This window comes from Actinomyces sp. S6-Spd3, assembly GCF_000758755.1.
Classification (GTDB): Bacteria; Actinomycetota; Actinomycetes; order Actinomycetales; family Actinomycetaceae; genus Pauljensenia.
The window spans coordinates 140,893-165,547 of sequence record NZ_JRMV01000274.1; the positions used below are offsets into that span (position 1 = coordinate 140,893).

Consider the following 24,655-nt stretch of genomic DNA (forward strand, 5'->3'; position numbering starts at 1 on the left):
AGAATACGCTCATGACACCGGACACTCTTCCTTTCGCTCAGGAACAAGCACGCGCCTACTTTCGCACTCCTGGCCCCAGCGACGATAAGTATCGCCGAGGCGTTGTTGGAGTAGTCGCGGGCTCTGATACCTATCCCGGGGCCGGGCTTCTTGCTTCTTTCGCCGCCGCGCAGACCGGTGTGGGGATGGTGCGTTTGAACGCTCCGCGCAGGGTTGAAGACTTGGTGCTGGCGCATGTTCCCGGTGTCGTCACCCTTGGTGGAAGGATTCAAGCGGGCCTCGTCGGTCCTGGATGCGATACCGACAGGCGCGAGGACTGCGTGGAACTCGCCCGTTTTTGTATCGATTCCAAGCTCCCACTGGTGATCGATGCCGGTGCACTCGACGAGGTCGCAGGCCTCGTGGCTTATGGGAAGGAGCGCGGTAGAAGCTTGTCGCGCACAATCCTTACCCCGCACCACGGGGAGGCCGCACGCTTGCTTTCCCAACTTGGGGAAGAGACGACGCGCGCGAAGGTCGATGCCGATCCTCTTGGAGCGGCACGAGCGTTGGTGGAGCTAACGGACGCGGTTGTTGTTCTTAAGAGTGCGCGCACACTGTGTGTTTATGGCCAGTACAGCCAGGGGCAGCGCCGCATCACCGCCGTCGAAATCCCCCAGGAAACTCCGTGGGCAGGAGTCGCCGGAAGTGGTGACGTACTCGCCGGGGTTGTCGCGGGAACCTTGGCGGCATACCAAGCCCGCGTGGAACGCCGCAGTCCGGGTGCGACCATTTCCGAGGCCGAGTGCGGCGAGTGCGCGGGAGCGGGAGTCTGGGTTCAATCGCGGGCAGGGGCGAAGGGCAGCAGGGGTGAGGACGCGTGTTTCCGTCCCATTCAAGCCATCGAAATTGCCCGCAAAGTTCCAGATATCGTAGGGCCGCTGTGTTCCTGATAGACGAGGGTGCGATACTGGGGGAGTGGAACTTTCCGAAGTTGGACGAGGCTATCCGTCTGTAGCCTCAGTAAATCTCTCCGCTATTGCGCGAAACTTAGCTGTCTTGCGTGCCGCTTCGCCGACGACTATTCAGATGGCAATCGTTAAAGCTAATGCCTATGGTCACGGCCTGATTCCCGTCGCGCTTGCTTCGTTGAAGGCGGGAGCACAGTGGTTGGGCGTTGCACAGCTGGCCGAGGCGCTGGAACTTCGTGCAGGTCTTGACGAGGCTGGTATTGCGCGTAAGGACGCGCCGATTTTTTCCTGGATTTCTGCGATGGGCACCGACTTTACCGCGGCAATCGAAGCGGATATCGACCTGTCAGTCTCGTGGACGTGGGTGCTCGATGAGATATGTGCAGCCGCGCGGGCGCTGGGCAGGCCCGCCCGAGTGCATGTCAAGATCGATACAGGAATGTCGCGTGCAGGTTCGACTCTTGCTGACCTTCCCGAACTCGCACAGGCTCTTCGCGAGGCGCAGGATCAGGGACTGATTGAGGTCGTGGGCGCGTGGAGTCACATGTCGCGTGCCGATGACCCCAGCCCCTCGGGTGAAGAATCAACGCGCTCTCATGTCAAGATCTTTGAAGAAGGACTGCGAATTCTTGCCCAGGCAGGTGTGCATCCGCAAATCCGCCACCTTGCCGCGACCTCGGGAATCTTATGGCACCCCGAGACCCACTACGACATGGTCCGGGCGGGAATCGGGATGTACGGTCTCTCCCCTGACCCATCCGTCAAAAGCGCACGTCAACTGGGCGTCGAGGCCGCAATGACGCTCAGTGCACCACTGACCTCAGTGAAGGTGATCGAGGAAGGAACCCCGGCCTCGTACGGAGGAACCTGGCAGGCGCCGACGCGCAGGTGGATCGGGCTGGTGCCGCTGGGCTACGGTGATGGGATTTTGCGGGCATCGTCAAACGGGGCACCGGTCGTCGTCGAAACTGAGCGGGGATTATTCCCAACGCAGATTGTCGGGCGAGTGTGTATGGACCAATTCATGATTGACCTTGGTCCAGCCGAAGGCGAGGAGGGGACGCCGACCTCGGCCAGCGGGCGCCCGCCTGCCCACGTGGGCGACCGAGCATTTCTTTTCGGCGATCCCGAAAAGGGATGCCCATCGGCTGACAAGTGGGCGCTTCACGCGGGAACCATCAACTACGAGATTGTTACGCGTTTAGGGGAGCGCATCCCCCGCAACTATCAGTACGAAGAGGAACGATGACCGAGAACAGCACTATCCGCTTCAGCTATCGCGTGAGTGATGCTGACCAGACTCGCCACTTGGGTGAAGAACTTGCGCATCACCTACGCGCCGGAGATCTCATCATGCTCCGAGGCGGCTTGGGAGCAGGAAAAACGACTTTGACGCAGGGGATTGGGCGTGGGCTCGGCGTACGCGGAACTGTTGCCTCGCCGACCTTCATCGTTGCGCGCGTCCACCCCTCACTGGTCGGCGGTCCGGACCTGATCCACGCCGATGCCTACAGGATCCGCGACCTGGACGATCTTGAAACGCTGGACTTGGACTCGACCATCGGCCAAGCGGTCACGGTCGTTGAGTGGGGCGAAGGCAAGACGGAAGCGATGAGTGATTCCCGCCTCGAGATCGAGGTGCGCCGTGAAGAAGGTGGGGAGGCCTCACTAGACGGTGGCGTCGTTGACCTGGAAAGCATGGATGATGGGCAGCGAATTATTACCTTCACTCCCTATTCGAGCCGCTGGGATGGGGTTTTCGACGAGCTTGCTCCTGAGCTGAAAACCAGCGTGGAATAGGATCGACTTATGACCGAATTGTGTATTGATACCTCCGGGGCAACCGCTGTCTCCATCGTTCGCGATGGGCAAGTGATCGGTGCTTCTCGTAATGAGTCAGGACGCCACCACGCCGAGTCCATCACCCCCTGCGTGCTGGAGGCCCTCGAGGACGCTGGACTTCCCACCGATGTCTCACGTGCGGGATTAGACGCCGTCTGCGTAGGAACGGGGCCGGCTCCCTTCACAGGTTTGCGTGCAGGCCTGGTGTCGGCGCGGGTCTTTGCCAAAGCTGCTGGCATTCCTGTGTACGGGGTCTGCAGTCTAGATGCTATTGCGCGACTTGCTCTTGATCATCTCTCGCCTGATACCCATGTCTACGCCCTTACCGACGCTAGGCGAAAGGAATTGTATTGGGGTCATTTCGTAGCTGAAGGCCCCGATGACGTGCGCCTCATCGGCCAGCTCGAAGTCGGATTTGCACGCGCTCTCGGGGGAGCTCTTCGCGAGCAATCCGGGCTTTTAGTCTCGGATGCTCCCATTCCTTCTCACAGTGCCGATGTCTTGGCTGGTGCTGAGATGGGGCCGGTACTCCCGCTTGATCCCGCGGTTATGGTTCGTATTGTTCGCGCTCGCTTGGCTCGCGGGGAGGAAGAGCGTTTAGGAACCGAGCCCCTTTACCTGCGTCGTCCCGATATTCACGGCCAGGCCCCGGAGCGCATGTGACCTCGCTTGAATCTATTGCTCGCGAGAGAGCCGAGGCCTCTGGGGGGCAGCTTCTTGTCCTCGGAATTGAGGACCGGCAGGCTCTTGTGACTCTCGAGCAGGAGATTTTTCCCGAAGACCCATGGACGACCGGGATGATCGCTCAAGAGCTGAGCTCGGGTCGCAGCGTGTATTTCGGTGTCTGCGTGAATGATGATGCGGTCGCGCCGCCGGTTTTATACGGGTATGCGGGAATCGCGCTGGGGATCGACGCGGATGTGATGACCATGGGTGTTTTGCCCGATTTTCGAGGCCGTGGACTGGGTCGCGTTTTGATGGATGCCCTGATCGATGTCGCCCGTCGTTGGGGGAGTGAAAGGGTTTTCCTCGAGGTTCGCGAATCCAATGCTGCTGCGATTTCTCTCTATGAGAATTCTGGTTTTGAGGTCGTTGGTCGGACGAAAGGCTACTTCCGCAACCCGCGTGAAGATGCCCTGAATATGCGGCTCATTGTCCGATGAATAAAATACGAAAAAGGATGTTGCCTTAATGGCGGGATTTTAGGGTGATTTTGTCGAATTTGTGACGAGTCTTTTTCCTGACTAATTCGTGCGCTTTGTCCCTCAAAACCTCAGGTTTTCCGGAATACTTCGTTGACGTGGGAGGCGGTTTTTTCCTAAGAGGGTCGCCGGTCCCATCGAAGTGACGCTTCCTCAGCATAGGCTTATCTCATGGCCTCACAAACAGTCGCAACAAAGAAGCGTCGCGCATGGACCACGACGGTTTTCGTCAAACAGCTGATGGCGATTTCCGGCATTGTGTTCGTGCTCTTCCTGCTCTTCCATTCCTATGGCAATCTCAAGATGTTCTTGGGACAAGACGCCTACGACCACTACGCACACTGGCTGAAAGAAGAAGCCTTTGTGCCGATCTTCCCCCACGGCGGATTCATCTGGGTGTTCCGCGGTGCAATGGTCCTGATGCTGGTCATCCACATCTGGGCAGCTGCCGTGACCTGGAAGCGTTCGCGCCGTGCACGTCGCAGTGCATACGTCGTTAAGCGCAGTGCGGCAGATGCTTACGCCGCACGCACAATGCGCATGACCGGCGTCCTGCTCTTCTTCCTCATTGTCTTCCACATCCTGCACTTCACGACGGGAACGGTCCGCACCGGTTTTGCTGCAGACTCCACTCCTTACGAGCGCATGGTTGCAACCTTCCACAGCCCGCTGATGGTTGTTGTCTACCTGATCTTCGTCGGTCTTGCAGCGCTTCACGTCTCCCACGGCTTCTGGTCGGCATTCCAGTCGCTGGGATGGGTCCGCGGTGGAACTCGTAAGTTCATGGAGATCGTTTCCGGCTTGGTCGGAGCCCTGATCTTCCTGATGTTCGCGCTTCCTCCTCTGGCGATCGTTGCCGGTTACATCTCCTGACAAGGACATTGAGACATGACTGATACTTTGATTCACGGGCTGTACCGCGAAGGCGAAGAGATCGCCGACTCCAAGGCCCCCATGGATGTTCCCTTGGCTCAGGCCTGGGAACAGCGTAAGTTCAACGCGGCTCTGGTGAACCCCGCCAACCGTCGTAAGCTCCACGTCATCATCGTCGGTACCGGCCTTGCCGGTGGCGCAGCCGCCGCATCGCTGGGCGAGATGGGCTACAACATCGACGTCTTCTTCTACCAGGACTCCGCCCGCCGCGCGCACTCCATTGCAGCGCAGGGTGGTATCAACGCTGCGAAGAACTACCGCAACGATAACGACTCCGTTTACCGCCTCTTTTACGACACCGTCAAGGGCGGCGACTACCGTGCACGTGAAACCAACGTGTACCGCCTCGCTGAAGTCAGCGCCAGCATCATTGACCAGTGCGTGGCGCAGGGCGTTCCCTTCGCACGTGAATACGGCGGCCTGCTGGACAACCGTTCCTTCGGTGGTGTCCAGGTCTCGCGTACGTTCTACGCACGCGGCCAGACAGGTCAGCAGCTGCTCATCGGTGCCTACCAGGCACTGGAGCGTCAGGTTGCCGCCGGCACCGTGACCGAGCACTCTCGCCACGAGATGGTGGAACTCATCGTTTCCGACGGTCGCGCTCGCGGTATTGTTGCGCGCGACATGGCCACCGGCAAGCTCGAAACCCACATCGCTGATGCGGTTGTTCTGGCAACCGGCGGTTACGGAAACGTCTTCTTCCTCTCGACGAACGCGATGGGCTGCAACGCTACCGCAATCTGGCGTGCATACCGCAAGGGCGCATACTTCGCGAACCCCTGCTTCACCCAGATTCACCCGACCTGCATCCCGCAGCACGGCGACCAGCAGTCCAAGCTGACGCTGATGTCCGAGTCCCTGCGTAACGACGGTCGTATTTGGGTTCCCAAGAAGGCTGAGGACTGCGAAAAGGATCCTCGCGACATTCCCGAAGAAGATCGCGACTACTACTTGGAGCGCATCTACCCCTCCTTCGGCAACCTCGTTCCTCGTGATATCGCAAGCCGCCAGGCAAAGAACATGTGCGATGAGGGACGCGGCGTTGGCCCGAAGATCGATGGCGTTGCGCGCGGCGTGTACTTGGACTTCTCCGAGGCCATCCAGCGCATGGGCAAGGCTGCAGTGTCCGCCAAGTACGGCAACCTCTTCGATATGTATGAGCGCATCACGGGTGATAACCCCTACGAAGTGCCCATGCGTATCTACCCGGCCGTTCACTACACGATGGGTGGTTTGTGGGTTGACTACGACCTGGAGTCCAACCTGCCCGGCCTGTACGTCGCTGGTGAAGCAAACTTCTCCGATCACGGTGCCAACCGCCTGGGTGCATCGGCACTAATGCAGGGTCTGTCTGATGGTTACTTCGTTCTTCCGAACACCATCAACGACTACCTGGCACACTGCTTCAACCTGCCCAAGCTGGATGCTCAGTCCCCGGATGTCGTCGAGGCACTGAACTCCGCTCAGGAGCGCATTGACAAGCTCATGTCGGTCAACGGTTCGCGTTCGGTGGATTCCTTCCACAAGGAACTGGGCCAGATCATGTGGGAATACTGTGGTATGGAGCGTCGCGAGGAAGGCCTGAAGAAGGCTATCGAGATGATCCGCAAGCTTCGCGCTGACTACTGGCGTGATGTTCGCGTTCCGGGCAAGTCCATCGGCGAGCTGAACCAGTCCCTGGAAAAGGCCGGCCGCGTTGCGGACTTCATGGAGCTGGGCGAGCTCATGTGCATCGATGCCCTGCACCGTGAGGAATCCTGCGGTGGCCACTTCCGTGCGGAGTCGCAGACACCGGAAGGTGAAGCCCTCCGTCACGATGACAAGTACCTCTATGTTGCAGCATGGCAGTGGGGTGGCGAGGACCAGCCTCCGATCCTCCACAAGGAAGCCTTGATCTACAACAACATCGAGCTGAAGCAGCGGAGTTACAAGTGAACCTGACACTGAAGATTTGGCGCCAAAACGGACCCGAGGATCCGGGTGCCATGCACGAATACCAAGTCCGCGGCATCTCTGAGGAATCCTCGTTCCTGGAAATGCTCGACGTGTTGAACGAAGAGCTCTTTGCCCGCGGAGAAGAACCGATCGCATTTGATTCGGACTGCCGTGAAGGTATCTGTGGCCAGTGCGGCATTGTCATCAACGGCATTGCGCACGGCCCCGAGGTCACCACGACCTGCCAGTTGCACATGCGTACCTTCCACGATGGTGATGTCATCACCATCGAGCCTTGGCGCGCAGAAGCATTCCCGATCATCAAGGACCTGGTTGTTAACCGCAGCGCTCTGGACCGAATCGTTCAGGCCGGTGGCTACATCTCGGTGAACACGGGTGCGGCTCCGGATGCGAACGGCACTCCGGTTCCCAAGCAGGACGCAGATCGCGCATTCGAAGCCGCTGCCTGCATCGGCTGTGGCGCCTGCGTGGCAGCCTGCCCGAACGCCTCGGCAATGCTCTTCACCTCGGCGAAGGTCACTCACCTGCACCTGCTTCCGCAGGGCAAGCCCGAGAACTACCGTCGCGTTGTCAGCATGCTCAACCAGATGGACGAAGAAGGATTCGGTTCCTGCACGAACATCGGTGAGTGTGCAGCGGTCTGCCCCAAGCAGATCCCGCTCGACGTGATTTCCACGCTGAACCGTCAGCTTGGAAAGGCAGCCCTCAAGGGCGTCTGAGTCTTTCAATACTCACTGGTTTGGGGACGATCCTTCGGGATCGTCCCCATCCCTTTTGCGGCGTATGCGCATCATGAGCCGCCGGACTAAAATGGCCGGGTGAGTGAAAAAGACCCCTTGGTATTGGGAATTGAATCCACCTGCGATGAGACAGGTGTCGCCTTGGTGCGTGGCTGTGATCTTCTGGTTGACCGGACCGCGACCTCCATGGATCAGTACGCCCGCTACGGCGGCATCATTCCTGAAATTGCCTCGCGTGCACACCTGGAATCCTTCATTCCGACCTTGGACAGTGCGCTCGAAGAAGCAGGCGTTACTCTTGACGAGGTGGACGCAGTCGCGGTTGCTGCCGGCCCAGGCCTCGTCGGCTCACTTACCGTCGGTATTTGCGCAGCCAAAGCGCTGGCCTCGTCAATTGGAAAGCCACTGTACGGGGTCAATCACGTTATCGGCCACCTCGCCGTCGACAAACTCGCCGATGGCCCCCTCCCAGAGCGTTTCATCGGTTTGGTGGTCTCGGGCGGACACTCGAACCTGCTTCTCATTAATGACATCGCGACCGATGTCCGTGAACTCGGCGGGACCCTTGACGATGCTGCCGGTGAAGCCTTCGACAAGGTGGGTCGTCTGCTGGATCTTCCCTATCCGGGTGGCCCCCACGTTGACCGTCTCTCGCAGCAGGGAGATCCTCAAGCGATCCGTTTCCCGCGTGGTTTGGCAGCCGGGAAAGACCAGGAGCGTCACAAGTACAACTTCTCCTTCTCCGGCCTCAAGACTGCTGTCGCGCGCTACGTAGAAGGACTAAAAGAACGCGGAGAATCCCTTCCCGCCGAGGATATTTGTGCCGGTTTCTCGGAAGCTGTGAATGATTCCCTGACCTCAAAGGCGGTACGCGCCGCACTGGATCATGGTTGCGACACCATCGTCGTGGGTGGCGGGTTCTCCGCTAACTCGCGCTTGCGTTCCCTGATCGTTCAGCGCGCCGAGGCCGCGGGACTGACCGTCCGTATGCCTCCCTTGCGTTTCTGCACGGATAATGGTGCGCAGATCGCGGCGATGGGATCGGAATTGGTCCGCGCGGGCGTTGCCCCTTCAGACTGGGATTTCTCTCCAGATTCTGGGATGCCGCTGACGCAGACTTCTATGCTTCCCCGTCGCTGATTCTCCGGGCAATAATTGCCCGGTGGGCGCCGCCGATGCGCGTTGCAATGATGACGGCTTCGGCGTCTCCCTTGAGTTTCAGGGATTTTCTTAAGGCATCTGGCTGAATGTCAGCCCCGCGTTTCTTAATTTCGACGCGCCCGACGTTAAGCGCACGCAGTACCTGCTGAATGTTCTTGACGCGCAGATTCACGTGATCGATCACTTCGAAAGCACTGGCGAAAGGTGTGTGGTGCAGGGTGGGACCACTCAGGTATGCAATCGATTCACTGACAAGGTGAGCCCCCATCTGCTCTGCAAGACAGGCGATTGTCCCTGAGCGGATCACCGCAGAATCTGGCTCGAAGATATAACTGTCCAGCGGACCGCACTCGGCTTGGCGAGGCTGCGAATTTGCCGCCTGCGTCTGTGGATCGATGAGGGTATGGACCTGATCAGCAGTGATGACGCTTGCCGATCGCCCCGCCCCTTCTGGAGCGAGCTCAGGCGCCCACAGCGCGGCCTCGAGAAGGTCTCCATCGACGCTGGTCCACTGCGCGTGGAAGTGCTCGGGGATTAAGTCGTAGGGGATCCCGGGGGCCACCTTGACGCCGAGGCGGGGGATGGAATCCCCCCAAGCCAGCACGTGGTCTAGGGCAGGCGACCAATCCTCGGGGGAAGTAATGCGCTTCGAGCCGCCCTGCTTGCCCGTGCGCCTTGCAGGATCGGCGAAAAGAGCGTCAAAACCATAGGCGTGAAAGTCCTCGCCGTGAAGCGTCGTGACGTCTCTTTTTTCAACGCGGCACGAGGGGAAAGCAGAAAGGTTCGCCCCCGCTGCGGCAAGGGCCTCGTCGTCGATGTCGAAGGACGTCACGCGCATTCCCGCGCGGGCAAAAGCAAAGGAATCCGCTCCGATTCCGCACCCGAGGTCGCCGACGTGGTGTGCCCCTGAATCAAGGAAACGTTGCGCGTGCAGGCGGGCGAGCACCCAGCGAGTTGCTTGCTCATAACCATCGCGCGTCCACAAAAGCGTGCGAGCAAGAGAGCCGAACTTCTTCTCCGCTTGGGTGCGCAGCTGCAGTTGGGAAGCAACTGCCGAGGCGACTTCCGGGTCTGCGACTTGGGAGCGTATTGCGAGCGCAAGATCCATGGGGGAGAGAGAACGAAACGCACCCTCGCGTTCCCATTGGGCAAGCAGCTCGCGGCCGGGGGAGGACAGGAGGGGCGTAATGGAGGACATGCACACTATTCTTGCTGAAATTCAAGGTAGAAGAGAAACCGAGTGGGGCGTGTGGGAGTTCAGGTGGAGAGAAAGGAAGAAGCTGGCACTCAGTTTGCTAGAGTGCCAATCGAAGCCTAAACTGAGTCCGTAAACACATTGCGATCCCATACCTGACCCCCGCGACGGCAGGGAAGGGATGACAAATCGTTACGAGAAGAAAGGGAGTGCTGACATGGCAATCACCATTAAGCCCCTCGAAGATCGCATTGTTATCCGTCAGGTTGACAGCGAAGAAAAGACCGCTTCAGGTCTCTACATCCCCGATGCAGCCAAGGAAAAGCCCCAGGAAGGCGAAGTTCTGGCTGTTGGCCCCGGCCGCGTTGATGACAACGGCAATCGCGTCCCCGTCGACGTCAAGGTTGGCGACCACGTGATCTTCAGCCGTTTCGGTGGCACCGAAGTCAAGTACGACGGCGAAGAGCTGCAGATCCTGTCTGCACGCGACGTTCTGGCGATCGTCGAGCGCTGAAAATCTTGATACAGGCGCGCTCAGCGCTTGTTGAGGATGGGTCCGGACAATAAGGTCCGGGCCCATCACTTTTTATCTGAAGAAGTCCCGGGTTGATTCGAGGACTCGCTGCGGGGAACCAGCATGAAAATAGCAGCAACAATCAATACTCCAGCAGCTGCAAAGACCCACCAGGGGATCGCGCCGAAGGTAGCGATGATCGTCTCCTCCCACCCCGACAAGGTTCCCAGTGAGATGAGACCTCCAAGAGGATTGCCGAGGTCAACGAGCAGGAGAAGCAGCCCCAGAGCGATTAAAACCAAGCCCGAAATGACATTGGTCCAGGTCGTTTCGCGGCCCAAAAATCGCAGCGGTTTGGGGCGGATAATTGCCTGAACGCGGCCGGCAGTTTTTCTCCAGACCAGTGCAAGGACAAGCAAAGGAAATGCCATTCCTGCCGAGTAGAAGACCATCGAAATTGCACCAGAAACCGGGGAGCCTCCCAGTGCTGAGGTCGCAAGAACCGCTCCTAGAATGGGCCCCGCGCATCCGACGCCCGCGATCCCGTAGGTAATCCCCAGAAGATAAACCGCGATGGGGGTGCTCTTTTCTCCCGAGGGTGCGCCGGCGGGGGAAAGAGAAACTTGAGGTGTCGAGGCCTCGCGAGTGCTGAGCTGGCCAGCTGCAGTGGGCGTGCTCAAGGTAAGTTTCGTGCCCGGCCGCGTGGGCGCAGGCCTCGGGCTACCGAAGCGGAATTTTGGAAAGTCAAGGGCCGCGATGGTGATGATTCCCGCGCAGATCACGAGGAAGGCAACAACGTGGGTGATCAAAGAGGCATGCTCGCGGATGAGCGCAACGACCCCAGATAGAGCAATGCCGAGCGGGATAAGCGGAGTCATGAGACCGAGCCAAAAGATCCCGCAGCGCGCGATGAGCTGACTAGGAGAACGAAATGCGTAGGAAAAGAACGCAGGCAGGAGCATGACCGAGCATGGAGCACACAGCGTCAAAACTCCGCCTAAGAAGGCGATAAAAGGGTTCACTTCTTGAGGTGCTCGGCTTGGTTCGCAATGGTTGCGCGGATGTAGTCAGCATCGCGGTAGCCCGAAATGAAGCTATCGCCAATGAACATGAAGGGGGTGCCTTGAATCCCGATCTGGTAGGCATCGTTCTGCGCCTGCTTGACTTGGGCTGCGGTATTCGCATCCGTCGTATCCGCACGGAACTTATCGAGGTCACTCACGCCAGCCTTTTGGGCTAGTGCGGTCAAAGAATCCATCGTGTATTCGGGGTGTCCGGAGGGATCGGCTTCTCCGTAGGCTGCTGCGACAAATTCCCAGAAGCGCCCCTGATTGGCCGCTGCGATTCCTGCCTGAGCGGCAAGGGGAGAGGACTGGGAAATCTGTGCGAGGTCGCGCCACTCGATCCTGAGCGTGCCGTTTGCAACCAAATCCTCAAGCTGAGGTTCGACCTGCTTGGCAAGGCGCGTGCAGTAGGGGCACGAGAAATCCGAGTAGAGCACCATGACGACGGGAGCGTCAACGCTTCCCTTCGCGCGAGCATCGCTGGGGTCACGGTGTTGCTGGGCGTGAATGATGCTGAGTCCCTGCTCATCGGTGACCGTGGGGGCGAAGGAACTTTGCGCGGTGGGCGCGACCGTCGCTTGTGGTGACTGCTGCATTGCAGTTGCGCTGGGCATTGCCGAGGCCGACGAAGTTGCTGCGGGGGTAGCGGGGCGGTTGGTCCACCACACGGCACCGCAAATGAGTGCGATAGCACATGCGAGAAGAGCGATAGCGATGATTCGTTGTTTGCTGCCTTGGCGCGTCGTCATTGGTCACCTTTCGCCTGAATTGATGGGGATGAGTTCAGTGTATTGTATGGGGCCCGTGAGGGCGAATAGCCTGTGAGCATAGGAAACTCGCCCGGGAAAGCGTCCCGAGCGAGTTTGTTGTTTACGTATGAAGTGCGTCAGGATGCTCGGCGGATCCGACGACGCTGAACTTCTTCGCGTCGTTCTTCTTCTGTCATGCCGCCCCAGATTCCGTAGGGCTCCTGAGCGCGCAGAGCATATTCGCGGCACTGCTCGATGACGGGGCAGGTTGCGCAAATGGCCTTAGCGCCAGCTGCACGACGGCGACGAGTAGAGCCTCGTTCACCCTCGGGGTGGAAGAAAAGTTCCGTGTCGAGGTCGCGACATGCGCCCTGGTACTGCCATTCCCACGCATCAATCGAAGGTCCGGGCAGTCGGGAGACGTCAGACATGAGTACCTCCATTCATTGGTCTTTCCGGCAAGAGACGATCTCTTGAGGAAGGACTGAATGAAGGCTACCGAATTGTGCAAGAGTTATTCAAGCCCTTGTCACAGAATCATAGTTGTTTCACAGGAAACCGAAAATGCTTTAACTTCCAGCGAAAACCGCATTATTACGGCATATAACGGCCAGCTGTAAGGAGGCTGAAAGCGCAATTTTGTTGCCTGTCACATATTCTTGCTCAGCTGTGAGCGGACAAAATCTCAGCCCTCGATTGGCGAAGACGACCTTCAGAGCTGACAATCAATAGGTAGCATTCATTTAGGTATCCTTCAGAAAGGCAGGAGAAGGCGATGCCCCGCGCACAACTTGTGCTTCCCCCCGCTCATGACGCACCGCTGACCGTTACTGCTGTTTCTTCCAAGCTTGGCGTCTCTGCCTCGACTCTTCGAACCTGGGAACGACGTTATGGTCTGGGACCGGGCGAGCGTTCCGCGGGTAGTCACCGGCGATACCTTCCCGAAGATGTTGCTCGACTCAGTCACATGATCGAGCTCATTCAAAGTGGTGTCACTCCCTCAGATGCCGCTGCGATTGTGCTTTCTCAGTCCAGAGGAGATCTCGAAGAAGTTGCCCCTCCGCGGACAGCGGATGAATTGGTTGCTGCCGCGCGCACGGGAGACCGCGAGAAGCTTGTTCACTTGATCGAGGCGAGCATCAGTGAAAAAGGCCTGCTTCATACGTGGATGCTTTTAGTTGAGCCTGCTTTCGAAGTCATGGCGACGGACTATCACGGGGAGATTCCCGGTGTTGCAGGTTCGTCGCTCTTAACCCAGGCGATGTATGACGTTCTGCGTGCGATGTCGGAGCAGCGTCCTGAACCGAAGTTCCCTTCCTCTCCCAGCATCATTATTTTGGGAGACCGTGCGCACCTGCTTCCTGCTCACGTTATCGGAGTTGCTCTTCGCTGGTATGGGCCCAATGTTATTGTCTTGGGTGCCTGCAGTCGCGGATGGGTTGGCGGAAAAGAAAAGCTCGATGCCTTTGTCGAGAATATCGATTCCAACGTCGCTGCACTTATTACCTTGGGCCAAGGGGAAGAGTGTAAAAACTTCGTGGCCTCAGCAGTGCACAACCATGGAATTGACGTGATCGCGGTTGGCTCCCAGTCGCCGCGCGTTCTGGATGATCATGTGTTGCGTGTTCGCACTGTTTCAGCGTGTGTGGAAGAAACTTTAGCGCTGCTTGGAGCGAAGCTTGCTCGAGCCGCAGCGCGCACAAAGTAACCCCGCATAAACAGGGAACTTGCCCGGTTTAGTGGAATTGGCCTCGTAACGGTTACTGCACGTTGAAGAACGTGTTAGCGTAGACGCGTATCTATTACGCCGCGCAGGTGCGGCAACACGCAGAGGAATAAAGATGACCCCGTGGGAAGATCCTCAGCTCATTGAGGCATTTGACGAAGAATTCGAAGAACTTGCTCATTTTGCAGCAGGATCCGTCGTTGACTGTGGATTCGGATACCTCGATCGCAATGGTGCTGTTGATCCTTCCAAGCCCGTTGAACTGTGGATTACGGGGCGCATGACCTATGTTTTTGCACTGGCTGCACTCAAGGGCTATGACTGGGCAATTCCTCTGGTAGACCACGGAATTCGCTGCCTCTTAGAAGGCCCGATGTACGACCGCGAGAACGGTGGATGGTACTCGGGCCTCGTCACTGAAATTGTTGAACGCGAAGACGGCCCACATTGGAAGGTCGTTGAACCCGCAAATGGCGGCCTCAAGCAAGCCTACGCGCACGCTTTCGTCATCTTGTCCTCAAGTGCCGCCACTGTTTTGGGGCGTCCCGGAGCTAGAGAACTGCTCGACCGTGCATTGGCTGACCAAGACCAGCACTGGTGGGAACCCGAGTTCGGACGTGTCCGCGAGGCGTGGAACCGTGACTACACCATCAGCGAGGACTACCGCGGCGTGAATGCCAATATGCACACTGTCGAGGCCTACCTTGCCGCCTTCGATGCGACGGGGGATCGCCTGTGGGTGGACCGTGCTCGCGGCATTTGCCGTTTCGTTGCCGACACTGCTGAGCAATTGCACTGGCGCATTCCTGAACACTTCGACGCTGACTGGAATATGCTCCCCGAGCACAACGCGGATCGCCCTTCGGATCCTTTCCGTCCCTATGGCGCTACCCCCGGTCACGGTATGGAGTGGGCGCGTCTGATTCTTCATACGCGCGCAGCACTGATCGGCCTCGGAGATCGCGATGACTGGATGGTCGAAGCTGCTGAACAACTCTTTAATCGTTCGTGCGCCGATGGTTGGGATCGCCATGGCGCCGGAGGCTTCGTCTACACAACCGACTGGAACGGTCGCCCGGTCGTGGATACCCGTATGCACTGGGTCTTGTGCGAGGCCGTTAATAGTGCGTGTGTGCTCGGTCGAGTTCATGAAGAAGCAGGGGACGCTTCCCGCGTGGCGGAGTTGAGTACTTTGTATGCGCAGTGGGTTGATTGGGCTGACCGTTATCTCCGCGAGGCCACGGGGCGTTGGATTCACGAAGTGGACGCCTCGGGTGTGGAGTCTGGTACGACGTGGGAAGGCAAGGCGGATGCTTACCATGTGGCCCAGATGCTGCTGCTCCCGCAGGTCGGAAACACTCCCTGCTTTGCCCTGGCTCTCAAGCAACTCGCGGAGTAATCGGCTCATTATTGGTGAGCTTAACCACGCCTCGCGGTATTTCGGTCGACGGCAGTATGCTCTGGGGCTTCGAGAGGCCTAGACTTCGTTCATGGCAGACATTCACAATGATCCTTTTGCTTTGACCGGACTGACCTACGATGACGTTCTGCTTCTTCCCGAGCTGACCGATGTTGTTCCCTCTGAGGTTGATACATCTGCTCAGCTGACGAAGAAGATCCGCCTGCGTATTCCTCTGCTTTCTGCGGCGATGGATACGGTGACCGAGGCGCGCATGGCGATTGCGATGGCCCGCCAAGGTGGTATCGGAATTCTGCACCGCAACCTTTCGATCGAAGAACAGGCTTCCCAGGTTCGTCAGGTGAAGCGTTCCGAGTCGGGAATGGTCGAGGATCCCGTGACCATCGGCCCCGATGCGACCATCGAAGAACTGGATCAGCTGTGTGGGCACTATCGAGTCTCTGGCCTGCCCGTCGTGGATGATGACCAGCAGCTCATCGGCATCATTACCAACCGCGATCTACGCTTCGTTCCCACGGATCAGTGGGCTTCCTTGAAGGTTCGTGATTGCATGACTCCTCGCGAGCGACTGGTAACCGGAAAGGTTGGAACTAGCCGCGAAGAAGCGAAGGCTTTGCTTGCGACGAACCGCGTTGAAAAGCTGCCGATTGTCGATGAGGATGGGCGCCTGACGGGTCTGATTACCGTTAAGGACTTCGTCAAGACTGAGCAGTATCCGAACGCGACAAAGGATGAACGAGGCCGCCTCATGGTTGGCGCTGCAGTGGGCTACTGGGGAGATACCTGGGAGCGTGCGTGTGCGCTTCGTGATGCGGGTGTCGATGTCTTGGTAGTTGACACCGCAAACGGCGGCGCAGCTTTGGCATTGGAGATGGTCCGCAAGATCAAGGCGGACCCGACTTTTGATGGCGTTCAGATCATTGGCGGCAACGTCGCAACGACCGAAGGCGCTCAAGCTTTGATCGATGCGGGTGTCGACGCTGTGAAGGTCGGCGTTGGGCCGGGTTCTATCTGCACGACTCGCGTCGTTGCGGGTGTGGGAGTTCCTCAAGTCACCGCGATTCACCTGGCGTCCTTGGCTTGCAAGCCTGCGGGTGTCCCGCTCATTGCTGATGGTGGGCTGCAGTACTCGGGCGATATTGGCAAGGCCATCGTCGCTGGCGCCGACACAGTCATGCTGGGGTCCTTGCTGGCAGGCTGCGAAGAATCTCCCGGCGAGGTCGTCTTCACCAATGGCAAGCAGTACAAGCGTTACCGCGGCATGGGTTCCTTGGGTGCTATGAGCTCGCGTGGTCGTAAGTCGTACTCGAAGGATCGCTACTTCCAGGCAGATGTGTCTTCAGACGACAAGATTGTTCCTGAGGGCATCGAAGGCCAGGTTCCCTACACCGGAGCTCTTGCGGCGGTCGTCTACCAGCTGGTTGGTGGTTTGCACCAGACGATGTTCTATCTGGGGGCCTCAACCATTGATGCTGTGAAGCGCAATGGTCGCTTTGTGCGCATCACGTCTGCGGGTCTGCGTGAGTCGCATCCGCACGATGTTCAGATGACAACAGAGGCTCCGAACTACCACTCTTCGGCGAAGTAATCGCAGTTCGAGCGTTCGTGACGGGCGGGAGCAGTCGGTGGACTGCTCCCGCCCGCTTTCTATTGCTGAAGGTGACCGGGGCGAATGATGGTATCTGAGGCAGTGGGGGCGTTCGCGTTTTGGAGGTAATTAAATATTTATATAGCCACTGCATAGATAGGTGCGGGGAAAAGCGGGGCGGGAGCTGGTTCTTCCGTTCAGTCGTGGCAGTGCGGTCGGTCTTGTCATTTGGACTCGCCAGTGAACTGTCTTGCAGGTGTGGGGGAGGGCGTTAAAATAAAACCGACCGTCGGTCGGTTTTGGAGGTTGTATGAATCAGGCGGAGAAGTCCGAGCGTACTCGGGAAATGATCTGTGCAGCTGCCCGACAGCTATTCGCAGAGAATGGGTACGACAGCACAACCATGCAAGATATCGTCGGGGCAAGCGGAATGTCGAAGGGGGCGATCTATCACCATTTCTCATCGAAGCAGGAGGTGTTGGGTTCCGTTATTCAGGGTGAGTTGCAGTATTTGAATGCATTTGTCGAAGATTTGGCTGCACAATCGGATGTGTCGGTGATCGATAGGATGACAAGCCTCACGGCGCATATGGTCGCCTCCGGTCCGCAAAATGGTATCGGGCGCGCCAACTGGGTAAGCGAGGTTCCTGAAGCCTTGCTGGGATCATTGCGCCACTCCCTGACAACGCTCGCGCCCCACTTGGAACAAATGCTGCGCCAGGGAATGGAGTCTGGTGAAATTGGCTGTGCCTTCCCGGGTGAAGTCGCTGAAGTGTTGGTTCTGCTTGTAGATGTGTGGATTGACCCGCTGATCGTTTCGGATTCTTATGAGCGAAAGTGCCAAAAGGTGGATTTTATTGCTGCTTTCCTCGAACGTTTCGACGCCCCGGTGCTCAGTGAGGACTCTATCGCAGTCATCAAAAATGGGGTAGGTCGTTTCTATGAATGAGCGCGATTTCTACTCCATTCTCATGGTGAATCTACCGTTTTCTGGGCACACGAACCCGACGCTCGGCTTAGCTCGGGTACTCACTGATATGGGACATCGTGTGACCTACATTCATTCGCCTACGTGGCGGGAAGCTGTGGAAGATACGGGCGCAGATTTTGTCCCCTATGACGACTATCCCCTCTGTCCGAGTCCATTCCAGGATCGCATGCACTGCTGGAGTGCTGCTTACCGGACGGTGCTGCGTATCGGCTCAGACTACGACTGCCTTATCTACGAGATGCTCTTTGTTTCAGGCAAAGCACTCGCCGACCGTTTGGGGATAGTCCCGATCAGGATCTTCTCAACCTTTGCGCTCAATGAGCATGTACTAGACGACTTCGGGCGAAGCGGCGGGTTGTACTTAACGTCGATCTTCCGTTTTCCGCGCCTTAGATCGCTCATTTCTGCACCTTTAAGTAGGAGATATGGGTGGCGCTTCCGAGAGATCGAAGCCGAGATTGCGTGTAATAGCCCTAGCCTCAATATCGTCTATACGCCCCGGAGCTTTCAGATATATGCCAAGGAATTCCCTTCATCTCGATACGCGTTCGTAGGGGCGTCTATCGATGGACGTTGCAGCGAGCCATTTTCGCCTCCCGGGGGTAGTGGCCCCCTCATCTATATATCTCTAGGGACAGAACTCAATAAGTCCGAGCGTTTCTTCCGCCGGTGTGTGGAAGCGTTCCGCAGCTGTGGCGTGCGCGTTGTTATGGCGATCGGTGGGTCTGTACGTCCTGAGAGCCTGGGCTCCCTGCCACCCACGATTATGGTCCGCAGCAGGGTTCCGCAGCTTGAGGTGCTTGCACGAGCATCTCTCTTTATTACCCACGGAGGAATGAACAGCGTTAATGAGGCACTCTTCTACGGAGTGCCGATGCTGGTTGTACCAGTTGGTAACGATCAACCGACTGTGGCTCGGCGGGTGAAAGAGCTGGGATTGGGCGAAGTGTTGGAGGCCCATGCAGTAACTGCCGATGTGCTTCGTGAGGCTGCCATGCGTGTGTTATCTGATCGTGAGTGTCACACGCGTCTTTCCGAGTTTCGCAGAGAGACATGCAACGCAGGTGGCAATGCAGAAGCTGCGAAGCTCATCGTCGAACGGCTCAATCGAGCGTGAAACGCGGGCGGGGAGCAGTTGACGGGCTGCTCCCCGCCAGCACTGTCTTAAAGCTACGAAAACTCGCAAGAGTGCAAAATAGAATCGCTCCAATGTTCATCCTCATCGATCATGCGGATGTCTATTCCACGGCAAAGCCCCTGGAATGGCCGCCCATCGACGGATTGACGACCGTCCTAACGATTCTGCACCGGGAGGACAAGGAACTCCTCGGCGTTCGGCACTTAATTCAACATCTTCCTGCCCGACGGGCGCCCAGACGCAGGCGATTCCCAAGACATGGCGAAAACGGCGGTACTCGGCGTACCCGTACGAAGCATGCTTACTCCTGGTCGTCGCTACGACCTCTCGGCGTGATCTGGGGCCACTCTCGGTCGATGTGGGTCTCCCGTCCCCTTGAACGTAGAAAGTTTTCAAAGTTTTCTGCCCACGCTGCGTGAGCTTCCTTTTGGAATGCGTGGATTTGAATGCAGCTCTGAGCCGCACAATCCGGGAACTTTCGGGCGATCGCGGCCAGCACGTCCAAGGTCATGACCACGTCGTATTCGGCGGTATGTGCATTTTCTGAAACTGGAACCCCGTACGCGCTGGCCATGAGAGAAAGCTGCTTTTTGCCCTTGCGGTAGCGATCAAGATGACGGTCCAAGACCAAGGGATCGATGATGGGCGCGGGCTCGCTTAGACCGAGCCGTTCACTGAGAGTGGGGAGCTTATGTCTGCGTAGCTCTTCTTCAAGCAAGGTGAAATCGAAACTTCCATTGAATGCGACAACGGGATATCCGCGTCCCATATGCGAAGCAAGAGAAGTGGCAAGTTCTTCAAGAACTTCACGGATCGGACGGCCATGGGTTTGTGCCGTTTGCGTCGTAATCCCGTGAATCTGAGCTGCAGAGTCAGGGATGACAACTTCGGGGTCTGCGAGCCATGTCGTAATGACGTCAGAGCCGGCAGTGGCTGCAGCTCCGTCTGCGCGTAGAACGAGTGCTGCAGTAACCAAGCGGTCACTGTGGGGGTTAACCCCTGTTGTTTCGGTATCAAAGCCAAGCCAGGGGAGTTGTGCCCACGACGGAACTGATGTGTGTGTCATGCCTTAAGTGTGCACTGTTGCTCCGTCATTTGCGTCCAATTTCAGATCCGCATAAAAAAGATGTCCCACTTCGTCATGGAAGTGGGACATCGCTAGATGAACTGTGGTGAATCAGGGATGCAAAGGCAAGGGGAACGAGAAACGCGTGTATGCACCAGGCATCTGGGCGCGATCGCGAGATCCCAACTTACGGGGTGTGCGCTCGTTTGTGCGGCGCGATACATCCTGCGCAATGCGGCTTTCCGCGCGTGAACTGCGACGGAAATCCCTTTGAGTGGCAGCTGCTGCTGTCAACATGATGACCTCCTGCGGATCAAATGGCGAACACCACTTGCGGGTGTATTTGTGATGACGTATACATTCTGCGCATTGCCGACGATCTCTTCAAGTGTTTTTCACCCTCGGCGTGCAGGGTCGTTCCTTCAGGCGTGGATTGAAAAGCAAAAGGTTGGGAACTGGTGAAGTCTCCCCATGGCCTCGTCCTCAATAATCTAAAAATTCGGTAAAAATTTGTGGGCGATCGTCATGTCTCCACAGGGCTTTCGGGGTAAAAGTAAAGTCGTATCAGAATGCAAGCCGACTGTGAAATATGCCACTTTATGCTCGGTGTATGTGGCGTGTCTTCGATGCGGCGTCAATATCGCGCCCATGTGGAGTGACTACAATGGCCCCATGGGTAATGAGGTCGAAATCGGTCGAGGAAAACGAGGCCGCCGCGCCTACACGCTAGATGACATCGCACTTGTTTCGGCACGCAGAACCAGGGACCCTGCCGACGTGAACGTTGGATGGCAGATCGATGCCTACCACGTCGATGTCCCCATCATGGCTGCCCCCATGGACTCGGTGATGAGTCCCGATACGGCAATTCTCTTCGGCAAGCTCGGTGGAATTGGGGTTTTAGACCTGGACGGTCTGTGGACTCGATACGAAAATCCTCAACCGATCTTGGATGAGATTGCCCAGCTCCCCGCCGAAGGCTCAATCGCTCGACTTCAACAAATTTATTCGGCACCTATCCAAGCCGATCTCATCACCGAACGTCTCCAATACATCCGAGATGCGGGAGTCGTGGTGGCAGGAAGGCTTTCGCCCCAGCGCACCCAGCGCTACTGGCGCGCTGTTGTCGAGGCGGGTGTTGATCTCTTCGTTATCCGCGGAACGACGGTGTCTGCCGAGCACGTCTCCTCGCGTGCAGAGCCCCTCAATCTCAAACGCTTCATCTATGAGCTTGATGTTCCCGTCATTGTGGGTGGAGTCTCCACAGATACCGCTGCCTTGCATCTGATGCGTACGGGCGCTGCAGGTATTCTGGTCGGTTTTGGTGGGGGAGCAGCCCATGCAACTCGCCAGTCGCTGGGAGTTCATGCTCCCATGGCGACGGCAATCGCCGACGTTGCTGCGGCGCGCCGCGACTACATGGATGAATCTGGCGGCCGCTACGTCCACGTGATTGCGGATGGTGGAATTGGGCGCTCTGGGGACATGACGCGCGCAATTGCTTGTGGTGCAGACGCGGTGATGATGGGTGCTGCCCTTGCTCGCGCCGAGGAAGCTCCCGGACGTGGTTGGCACTGGGGTTCCGAGGCCACGCACCCGGAGCTCCCGCGAGGCCACCGTGTGCGCGTGGGGACTTCGGGGACCTTCAGTGAAATCTTGTACGGTCCCTCGACGCGAGCGGATGGAACGCTGAACTTTATTGGTGCGCTCAAGCGAACTATGGCCTCGACAGGGTATTCGGAAGTGAAGGACCTGCAAAAGGCGGAAGTCGTCGTCAGCCCCTATTCGCGCTGACACAAAATTCTGGGTGGCGAACGTCTTAGTTCGCCACCCAGATCAGTTAGAGGGTGGGTTTGTGAAGAGTAAGCGAAGCAACTTCCGCTCGTGGAACCCACAGATCTAATGCCGTGAATCCAGCGAAGGCCAAAGACAAACAGCTCGGCCAGAGAATGTTTTCGTACTCTAGTGAGAAAGCGTAGAAGCTATCGGCAGCGGTCGTATGGAGTGTTCCCAACAGTGTTCCAATGACGATTAAAGGAATACTGAAATTGACGACTACTGAAATAATCCGAATCACCCGTGAGGGTCCGACGATATTTCTTATCCTGAGAATGCTTCCAGTGAGTGCCAGTAAGAGCCCAATAACAATGGCGATAGCGACTGGTTTCGTGAGCCAGATTAATGGATTGTCATGGAAGAGAGGCGGAAGCCAAAGCACGAGAAGTGGGAGGCCACCAACGAAAGCAAGATAGGTGGATGTCTCCCATGCGTTCCATTGAGTGTCGACAGTCGCGCTGCGTAGATTTGACATTATTCCTCCTAGTGGAACGAATTCGGATCCCATTGGTTGCAGCAGGAGCCGAAATGCAAACGATGGCCAGTTTGGAGTGAACTAGATTTCTTCCTTGAAACCGAAGGAAAAGGGTCGCGCAAAGCTGGCGGTGGCGGTGGGGGAGGCCGCGAAGGAAAGACAGGTGGCGTGCAGCGGTTCTTTGGTGCACCCATGAATAATTATCCCCGGGTGTTTAATCCCTTGTCAATAGTTTTTCTGCAGGTCAAGGCATGAAAATGTGGGGCGACCACAGTTGTGATCGCCCCACAACTATTGAAGGGGGTTGGTGCTTGGCTTTAGGCGGCTGTGTTCATCACCAGGGCAGTGATTGCCGGGCTGATGAGAATCAGAGCTAAGGCTAGTGCGCCGTAGAGATTTCGTTGGTATGAGGGGCCTTCGGAAGCGGTCTGATGCCAGATCGCTGCAAAAGGTAAGAAGACTGCGGCCACTAGTCCCACAACGAGAACCATGGGGCGCAGTGCTGGAGCAAAAACGCAGGCGAAAAGGGCGACTGCAAGGATGATGGGAGTGATCAGGGATTTTCTCACGGAAAAATCATAAATCTGAGCAGTTGGAGCTTCAGTACAAGCGCTTGTGATTTTGATTAAGTCTGCGACTGTGTGCATATTTCGGTTGAATAGTTTCCAGCATCATGCATAAATAGTGATGTTTTGGCGACGGTTTAGAACGTGAAAAGTGGTCCCGGTCTAGAAAACCAGACCGGGACCACTCTCAGTAACTTGCTAGACGCTCCCTAGATCACTGATCTGCTGCGCTGGGGTGCGTCATATCCGCGGGAACAACCCATGCATCAAACTCTTCGGGCGTGACGAAACCGAGCTCCAGAGCGGACTCGCGAAGTGAAATGCCCTTGTGGTGGGCATTCTTCGCGATCTTTGAGGCCTTGTCGTAACCGATGTGGCGGTTCAGGGCCGTCACCTGCATGAGGTTGATATCCAGGTGGTGCTGAATCTTTTCGCGGTTCGGCTCAATGCCGTATGCGCAGTGGATATCAAAGGAAACGCAGGCATCACCCAGGAGACGGATGGACTCCAGAACATTCCATGCCATGACGGGCTTGAAAACGTTGAGCTGGAAGTTGCCCTGTGAACCAGCGAAACCGACGGTTGCATCGTTGCCGAAGACCTGGGTTGCGACCATAGTCATGGCCTCACACTGGGTCGGGTTGACCTTGCCGGGCATAATCGACGATCCGGGTTCGTTCTCGGGGATGATGAGCTCGCCGATGCCGTCGCGCGGGCCGGAAGCGTACCAGCGCACATCGTTGGCGATCTTCATGAGTGCATCTGCCAGAACACGCAGTGCGCCGGAAACCAATACCAGCGCGTCGTGTGCGCCCAGGGCTGCGAAGAGGTTATCGGCCTGCTTGAACTCGATGCCGGTTTCATCAGAAATCTTCTGTGCAGCCAGCTGACCGAATGCAGGGTGAGCATTGAGGCCGGTTCCCACCGCGGTTCCGCCAATTGCGAGTTCACGTGCGCGAGAATCCGCGTAGTGAATGCCATCAAGTGCGAAATCGATCTGCGCGACCCAGCCGGAAATAACCTGGCCAAGCGTAATGGGCGTTGCATCCTGCAGGTGGGTGCGGCCAACCATGACGACGTCGGCGTATTCCTTCGACTTCTTGTCCAGGGTGTTGCGCAGTTGCTCAACGCGCGGGTACATCGCCTGAAGCTCCTGGACCACAGCAATGTGCATTGCGGTGGGGAAGGTGTCATTTGAGGACTGGCCGCGGTTCACGTGGTCGTTGGGGTGAACGGGAGTCTTGGAGCCCATGACGCCGCCCGCAAGTTCGATGGCGCGGTTCGAGATCACCTCGTTGGCATTCATGTTCGACTGGGTGCCCGAACCGGTCTGGAAGACAACCAGTGGGAAATGGTCGTCAAGCTTGCCCTCAATGACCTCATCGGCGGCGCGTGCAATCAGGTCTGCGATATCTTGGGGCAGCTCGCCGAGTTCGGCGTTTGCCAGCGCAGCAGCCTTCTTCAGGGTTCCCAGTGCGCGCACCATCGGGCGGCCCCAGACGAAAGTGTTACGGCCGATGTCGAAATTGTGCAGCGAACGCTC

At 57.5% G+C, this 24,655-nt stretch carries 24 protein-coding genes; 16 read left to right on the plus strand and 8 right to left on the minus strand.

Annotation, left to right across the window (positions count from 1 at the left end):
- Positions 1–11 precede the first annotated feature (11 nt).
- From HMPREF1627_RS04130 to tsaD, 9 genes are all read left to right on the plus strand, one after another.
- On the plus strand, positions 12–932 hold the full coding sequence (locus HMPREF1627_RS04130) for an ADP-dependent NAD(P)H-hydrate dehydratase (RefSeq protein ID WP_052040835.1): 921 nt from the start codon (positions 12–14) through the stop codon (positions 930–932).
- Between the two features lie 25 nt (positions 933–957).
- Positions 958–2,199, plus strand: coding sequence for an alanine racemase (alr, locus tag HMPREF1627_RS04135; protein WP_034501365.1), 1,242 nt, complete (start codon positions 958–960; stop codon positions 2,197–2,199).
- Positions 2,196–2,750, plus strand: a complete 555-nt coding sequence (tsaE, locus tag HMPREF1627_RS04140) for a tRNA (adenosine(37)-N6)-threonylcarbamoyltransferase complex ATPase subunit type 1 TsaE (RefSeq protein WP_034501366.1) — start codon at positions 2,196–2,198, stop codon at positions 2,748–2,750. The genes alr and tsaE overlap by 4 nt, the downstream gene beginning before the upstream one ends.
- A gap of 9 nt (positions 2,751–2,759) precedes the next feature.
- Positions 2,760–3,455 carry a tRNA (adenosine(37)-N6)-threonylcarbamoyltransferase complex dimerization subunit type 1 TsaB gene (tsaB, locus tag HMPREF1627_RS04145; RefSeq protein ID WP_034501368.1) on the plus strand — a complete coding sequence of 232 codons (696 nt, stop codon included), beginning with the start codon at positions 2,760–2,762 and terminating at the stop codon, positions 3,453–3,455.
- Positions 3,452–3,955, plus strand: a complete 504-nt coding sequence (rimI, locus tag HMPREF1627_RS04150) for a ribosomal protein S18-alanine N-acetyltransferase (protein WP_052040836.1) — start codon at positions 3,452–3,454, stop codon at positions 3,953–3,955. Before tsaB ends, rimI begins: the two co-directional genes overlap by 4 nt.
- A gap of 210 nt (positions 3,956–4,165) precedes the next feature.
- Positions 4,166–4,867, plus strand: coding sequence for a succinate dehydrogenase cytochrome b subunit (locus HMPREF1627_RS04155; protein WP_034501369.1), 702 nt, complete (start codon positions 4,166–4,168; stop codon positions 4,865–4,867).
- A gap of 15 nt (positions 4,868–4,882) precedes the next feature.
- A complete protein-coding gene (locus HMPREF1627_RS04160; RefSeq protein ID WP_034501370.1) occupies positions 4,883–6,862 on the plus strand; it encodes a fumarate reductase/succinate dehydrogenase flavoprotein subunit in 1,980 nt (659 codons plus the stop codon).
- Entirely contained in the window at positions 6,859–7,602 is a 744-nt protein-coding gene (locus tag HMPREF1627_RS04165) for a succinate dehydrogenase/fumarate reductase iron-sulfur subunit (protein ID WP_034501371.1), read from the plus strand. Before HMPREF1627_RS04160 ends, HMPREF1627_RS04165 begins: the two co-directional genes overlap by 4 nt.
- Before the next feature lie 99 nt (positions 7,603–7,701).
- The gene (tsaD, locus tag HMPREF1627_RS04170; RefSeq protein ID WP_034501372.1) at positions 7,702–8,763 is read left to right on the plus strand and encodes a tRNA (adenosine(37)-N6)-threonylcarbamoyltransferase complex transferase subunit TsaD; all 1,062 of its coding nucleotides are present in this window, start codon (positions 7,702–7,704) and stop codon (positions 8,761–8,763) included.
- Here tsaD and HMPREF1627_RS04175 read toward each other — a convergent pair.
- On the minus strand, positions 8,744–9,982 hold the full coding sequence (locus HMPREF1627_RS04175; protein WP_034501373.1) for a THUMP-like domain-containing protein: 1,239 nt from the start codon (positions 9,980–9,982) through the stop codon (positions 8,744–8,746). The two genes, tsaD and HMPREF1627_RS04175, sit on opposite strands and share 20 nt — an antisense overlap.
- Positions 9,983–10,196: 214 nt before the next feature.
- On the opposite strand from HMPREF1627_RS04175, the gene groES reads away from it, so the two are divergent.
- Positions 10,197–10,493 carry a co-chaperone GroES gene (groES, locus tag HMPREF1627_RS04180; RefSeq protein WP_034501374.1) on the plus strand — a complete coding sequence of 99 codons (297 nt, stop codon included), beginning with the start codon at positions 10,197–10,199 and terminating at the stop codon, positions 10,491–10,493.
- A gap of 65 nt (positions 10,494–10,558) precedes the next feature.
- On the opposite strand, the gene HMPREF1627_RS04185 is transcribed toward groES, so the two are convergent.
- From HMPREF1627_RS04185 to HMPREF1627_RS04195, 3 genes are all read right to left on the minus strand, one after another.
- Positions 10,559–11,455 (minus strand): cytochrome c biogenesis protein CcdA, encoded by an 897-nt coding sequence (locus HMPREF1627_RS04185; protein ID WP_052040837.1) that lies wholly within the window; start codon positions 11,453–11,455, stop codon positions 10,559–10,561.
- A 56-nt stretch (positions 11,456–11,511) separates the two neighbouring features.
- Positions 11,512–12,306: a DsbA family protein gene (locus HMPREF1627_RS04190; protein WP_034501376.1), complete on the minus strand. Its 795-nt coding sequence runs from the start codon at positions 12,304–12,306 to the stop codon at positions 11,512–11,514.
- Between the two features lie 137 nt (positions 12,307–12,443).
- Complete coding sequence (locus tag HMPREF1627_RS04195) at positions 12,444–12,737, minus strand: WhiB family transcriptional regulator (protein WP_034501378.1); 294 nt, start codon at positions 12,735–12,737, stop codon at positions 12,444–12,446.
- Positions 12,738–13,081: 344 nt separating this feature from the next.
- On the opposite strand from HMPREF1627_RS04195, the gene HMPREF1627_RS04200 reads away from it, so the two are divergent.
- The 5 genes from HMPREF1627_RS04200 (at position 13,082) to HMPREF1627_RS04220 (ending at position 19,148) form a co-directional block, all read left to right on the plus strand.
- A complete protein-coding gene (locus HMPREF1627_RS04200) occupies positions 13,082–14,014 on the plus strand; it encodes a MerR family transcriptional regulator (protein WP_034501381.1) in 933 nt (310 codons plus the stop codon).
- Positions 14,015–14,147: 133 nt separating this feature from the next.
- Positions 14,148–15,431, plus strand: coding sequence for an AGE family epimerase/isomerase (locus HMPREF1627_RS04205; RefSeq protein ID WP_052040838.1), 1,284 nt, complete (start codon positions 14,148–14,150; stop codon positions 15,429–15,431).
- A 91-nt stretch (positions 15,432–15,522) separates the two neighbouring features.
- Positions 15,523–17,040: an IMP dehydrogenase gene (gene guaB / locus HMPREF1627_RS04210; protein WP_034501382.1), complete on the plus strand. Its 1,518-nt coding sequence runs from the start codon at positions 15,523–15,525 to the stop codon at positions 17,038–17,040.
- A 310-nt stretch (positions 17,041–17,350) separates the two neighbouring features.
- Entirely contained in the window at positions 17,351–17,989 is a 639-nt protein-coding gene (locus HMPREF1627_RS04215; protein WP_034501385.1) for a TetR/AcrR family transcriptional regulator, read from the plus strand.
- Entirely contained in the window at positions 17,982–19,148 is a 1,167-nt protein-coding gene (locus tag HMPREF1627_RS04220; protein WP_034501387.1) for a macrolide family glycosyltransferase, read from the plus strand. Before HMPREF1627_RS04215 ends, HMPREF1627_RS04220 begins: the two co-directional genes overlap by 8 nt.
- Before the next feature lie 322 nt (positions 19,149–19,470).
- Here HMPREF1627_RS04220 and HMPREF1627_RS04225 read toward each other — a convergent pair whose 3' ends face one another.
- Positions 19,471–20,235, minus strand: a complete 765-nt coding sequence (locus tag HMPREF1627_RS04225) for an exonuclease domain-containing protein (protein WP_034501390.1) — start codon at positions 20,233–20,235, stop codon at positions 19,471–19,473.
- A gap of 672 nt (positions 20,236–20,907) precedes the next feature.
- On the opposite strand from HMPREF1627_RS04225, the gene HMPREF1627_RS04235 reads away from it, so the two are divergent.
- Complete coding sequence (locus HMPREF1627_RS04235; protein ID WP_034501402.1) at positions 20,908–22,029, plus strand: GuaB3 family IMP dehydrogenase-related protein; 1,122 nt, start codon at positions 20,908–20,910, stop codon at positions 22,027–22,029.
- Between the two features lie 46 nt (positions 22,030–22,075).
- On the opposite strand, the gene HMPREF1627_RS04240 is transcribed toward HMPREF1627_RS04235, so the two are convergent.
- From HMPREF1627_RS04240 to fumC, 3 genes are all read right to left on the minus strand, one after another.
- Positions 22,076–22,546: a hypothetical protein gene (locus tag HMPREF1627_RS04240; RefSeq protein ID WP_034501404.1), complete on the minus strand. Its 471-nt coding sequence runs from the start codon at positions 22,544–22,546 to the stop codon at positions 22,076–22,078.
- Positions 22,547–22,863: 317 nt separating this feature from the next.
- The gene (locus tag HMPREF1627_RS04245; RefSeq protein ID WP_158705811.1) at positions 22,864–23,115 is read right to left on the minus strand and encodes a hypothetical protein; all 252 of its coding nucleotides are present in this window, start codon (positions 23,113–23,115) and stop codon (positions 22,864–22,866) included.
- A 211-nt stretch (positions 23,116–23,326) separates the two neighbouring features.
- Positions 23,327–24,655: class II fumarate hydratase (gene fumC, locus HMPREF1627_RS04250; protein WP_034501407.1), on the minus strand; the 1,329-nt coding region annotated here is incomplete at its 5' end.

Coding starts and splice junctions, on each gene's coding strand:
- HMPREF1627_RS04130 (WP_052040835.1), top strand. CDS start 12: ATGACACCGGACACTCTTCCTTTCGCTCAGGAACAAGCACGCGCCTAC.
- tsaE (WP_034501366.1), top strand. CDS start 2,196: ATGACCGAGAACAGCACTATCCGCTTCAGCTATCGCGTGAGTGATGCT.
- tsaB (WP_034501368.1), top strand. CDS start 2,760: ATGACCGAATTGTGTATTGATACCTCCGGGGCAACCGCTGTCTCCATC.
- HMPREF1627_RS04155 (WP_034501369.1), top strand. CDS start 4,166: ATGGCCTCACAAACAGTCGCAACAAAGAAGCGTCGCGCATGGACCACG.
- HMPREF1627_RS04160 (WP_034501370.1), top strand. CDS start 4,883: ATGACTGATACTTTGATTCACGGGCTGTACCGCGAAGGCGAAGAGATC.
- HMPREF1627_RS04175 (WP_034501373.1), bottom strand. CDS start 9,982: ATGTCCTCCATTACGCCCCTCCTGTCCTCCCCCGGCCGCGAGCTGCTT.
- groES (WP_034501374.1), top strand. CDS start 10,197: ATGGCAATCACCATTAAGCCCCTCGAAGATCGCATTGTTATCCGTCAG.
- HMPREF1627_RS04185 (WP_052040837.1), bottom strand. CDS start 11,455: ATGCTCCTGCCTGCGTTCTTTTCCTACGCATTTCGTTCTCCTAGTCAG.
- HMPREF1627_RS04190 (WP_034501376.1), bottom strand. CDS start 12,306: ATGACGACGCGCCAAGGCAGCAAACAACGAATCATCGCTATCGCTCTT.
- HMPREF1627_RS04195 (WP_034501378.1), bottom strand. CDS start 12,737: ATGTCTGACGTCTCCCGACTGCCCGGACCTTCGATTGATGCGTGGGAA.
- HMPREF1627_RS04200 (WP_034501381.1), top strand. CDS start 13,082: ATGCCCCGCGCACAACTTGTGCTTCCCCCCGCTCATGACGCACCGCTG.
- HMPREF1627_RS04205 (WP_052040838.1), top strand. CDS start 14,148: ATGACCCCGTGGGAAGATCCTCAGCTCATTGAGGCATTTGACGAAGAA.
- guaB (WP_034501382.1), top strand. CDS start 15,523: ATGGCAGACATTCACAATGATCCTTTTGCTTTGACCGGACTGACCTAC.
- HMPREF1627_RS04215 (WP_034501385.1), top strand. CDS start 17,351: ATGAATCAGGCGGAGAAGTCCGAGCGTACTCGGGAAATGATCTGTGCA.
- HMPREF1627_RS04220 (WP_034501387.1), top strand. CDS start 17,982: ATGAATGAGCGCGATTTCTACTCCATTCTCATGGTGAATCTACCGTTT.
- HMPREF1627_RS04225 (WP_034501390.1), bottom strand. CDS start 20,235: ATGACACACACATCAGTTCCGTCGTGGGCACAACTCCCCTGGCTTGGC.
- HMPREF1627_RS04235 (WP_034501402.1), top strand. CDS start 20,908: ATGGGTAATGAGGTCGAAATCGGTCGAGGAAAACGAGGCCGCCGCGCC.
- HMPREF1627_RS04240 (WP_034501404.1), bottom strand. CDS start 22,546: ATGTCAAATCTACGCAGCGCGACTGTCGACACTCAATGGAACGCATGG.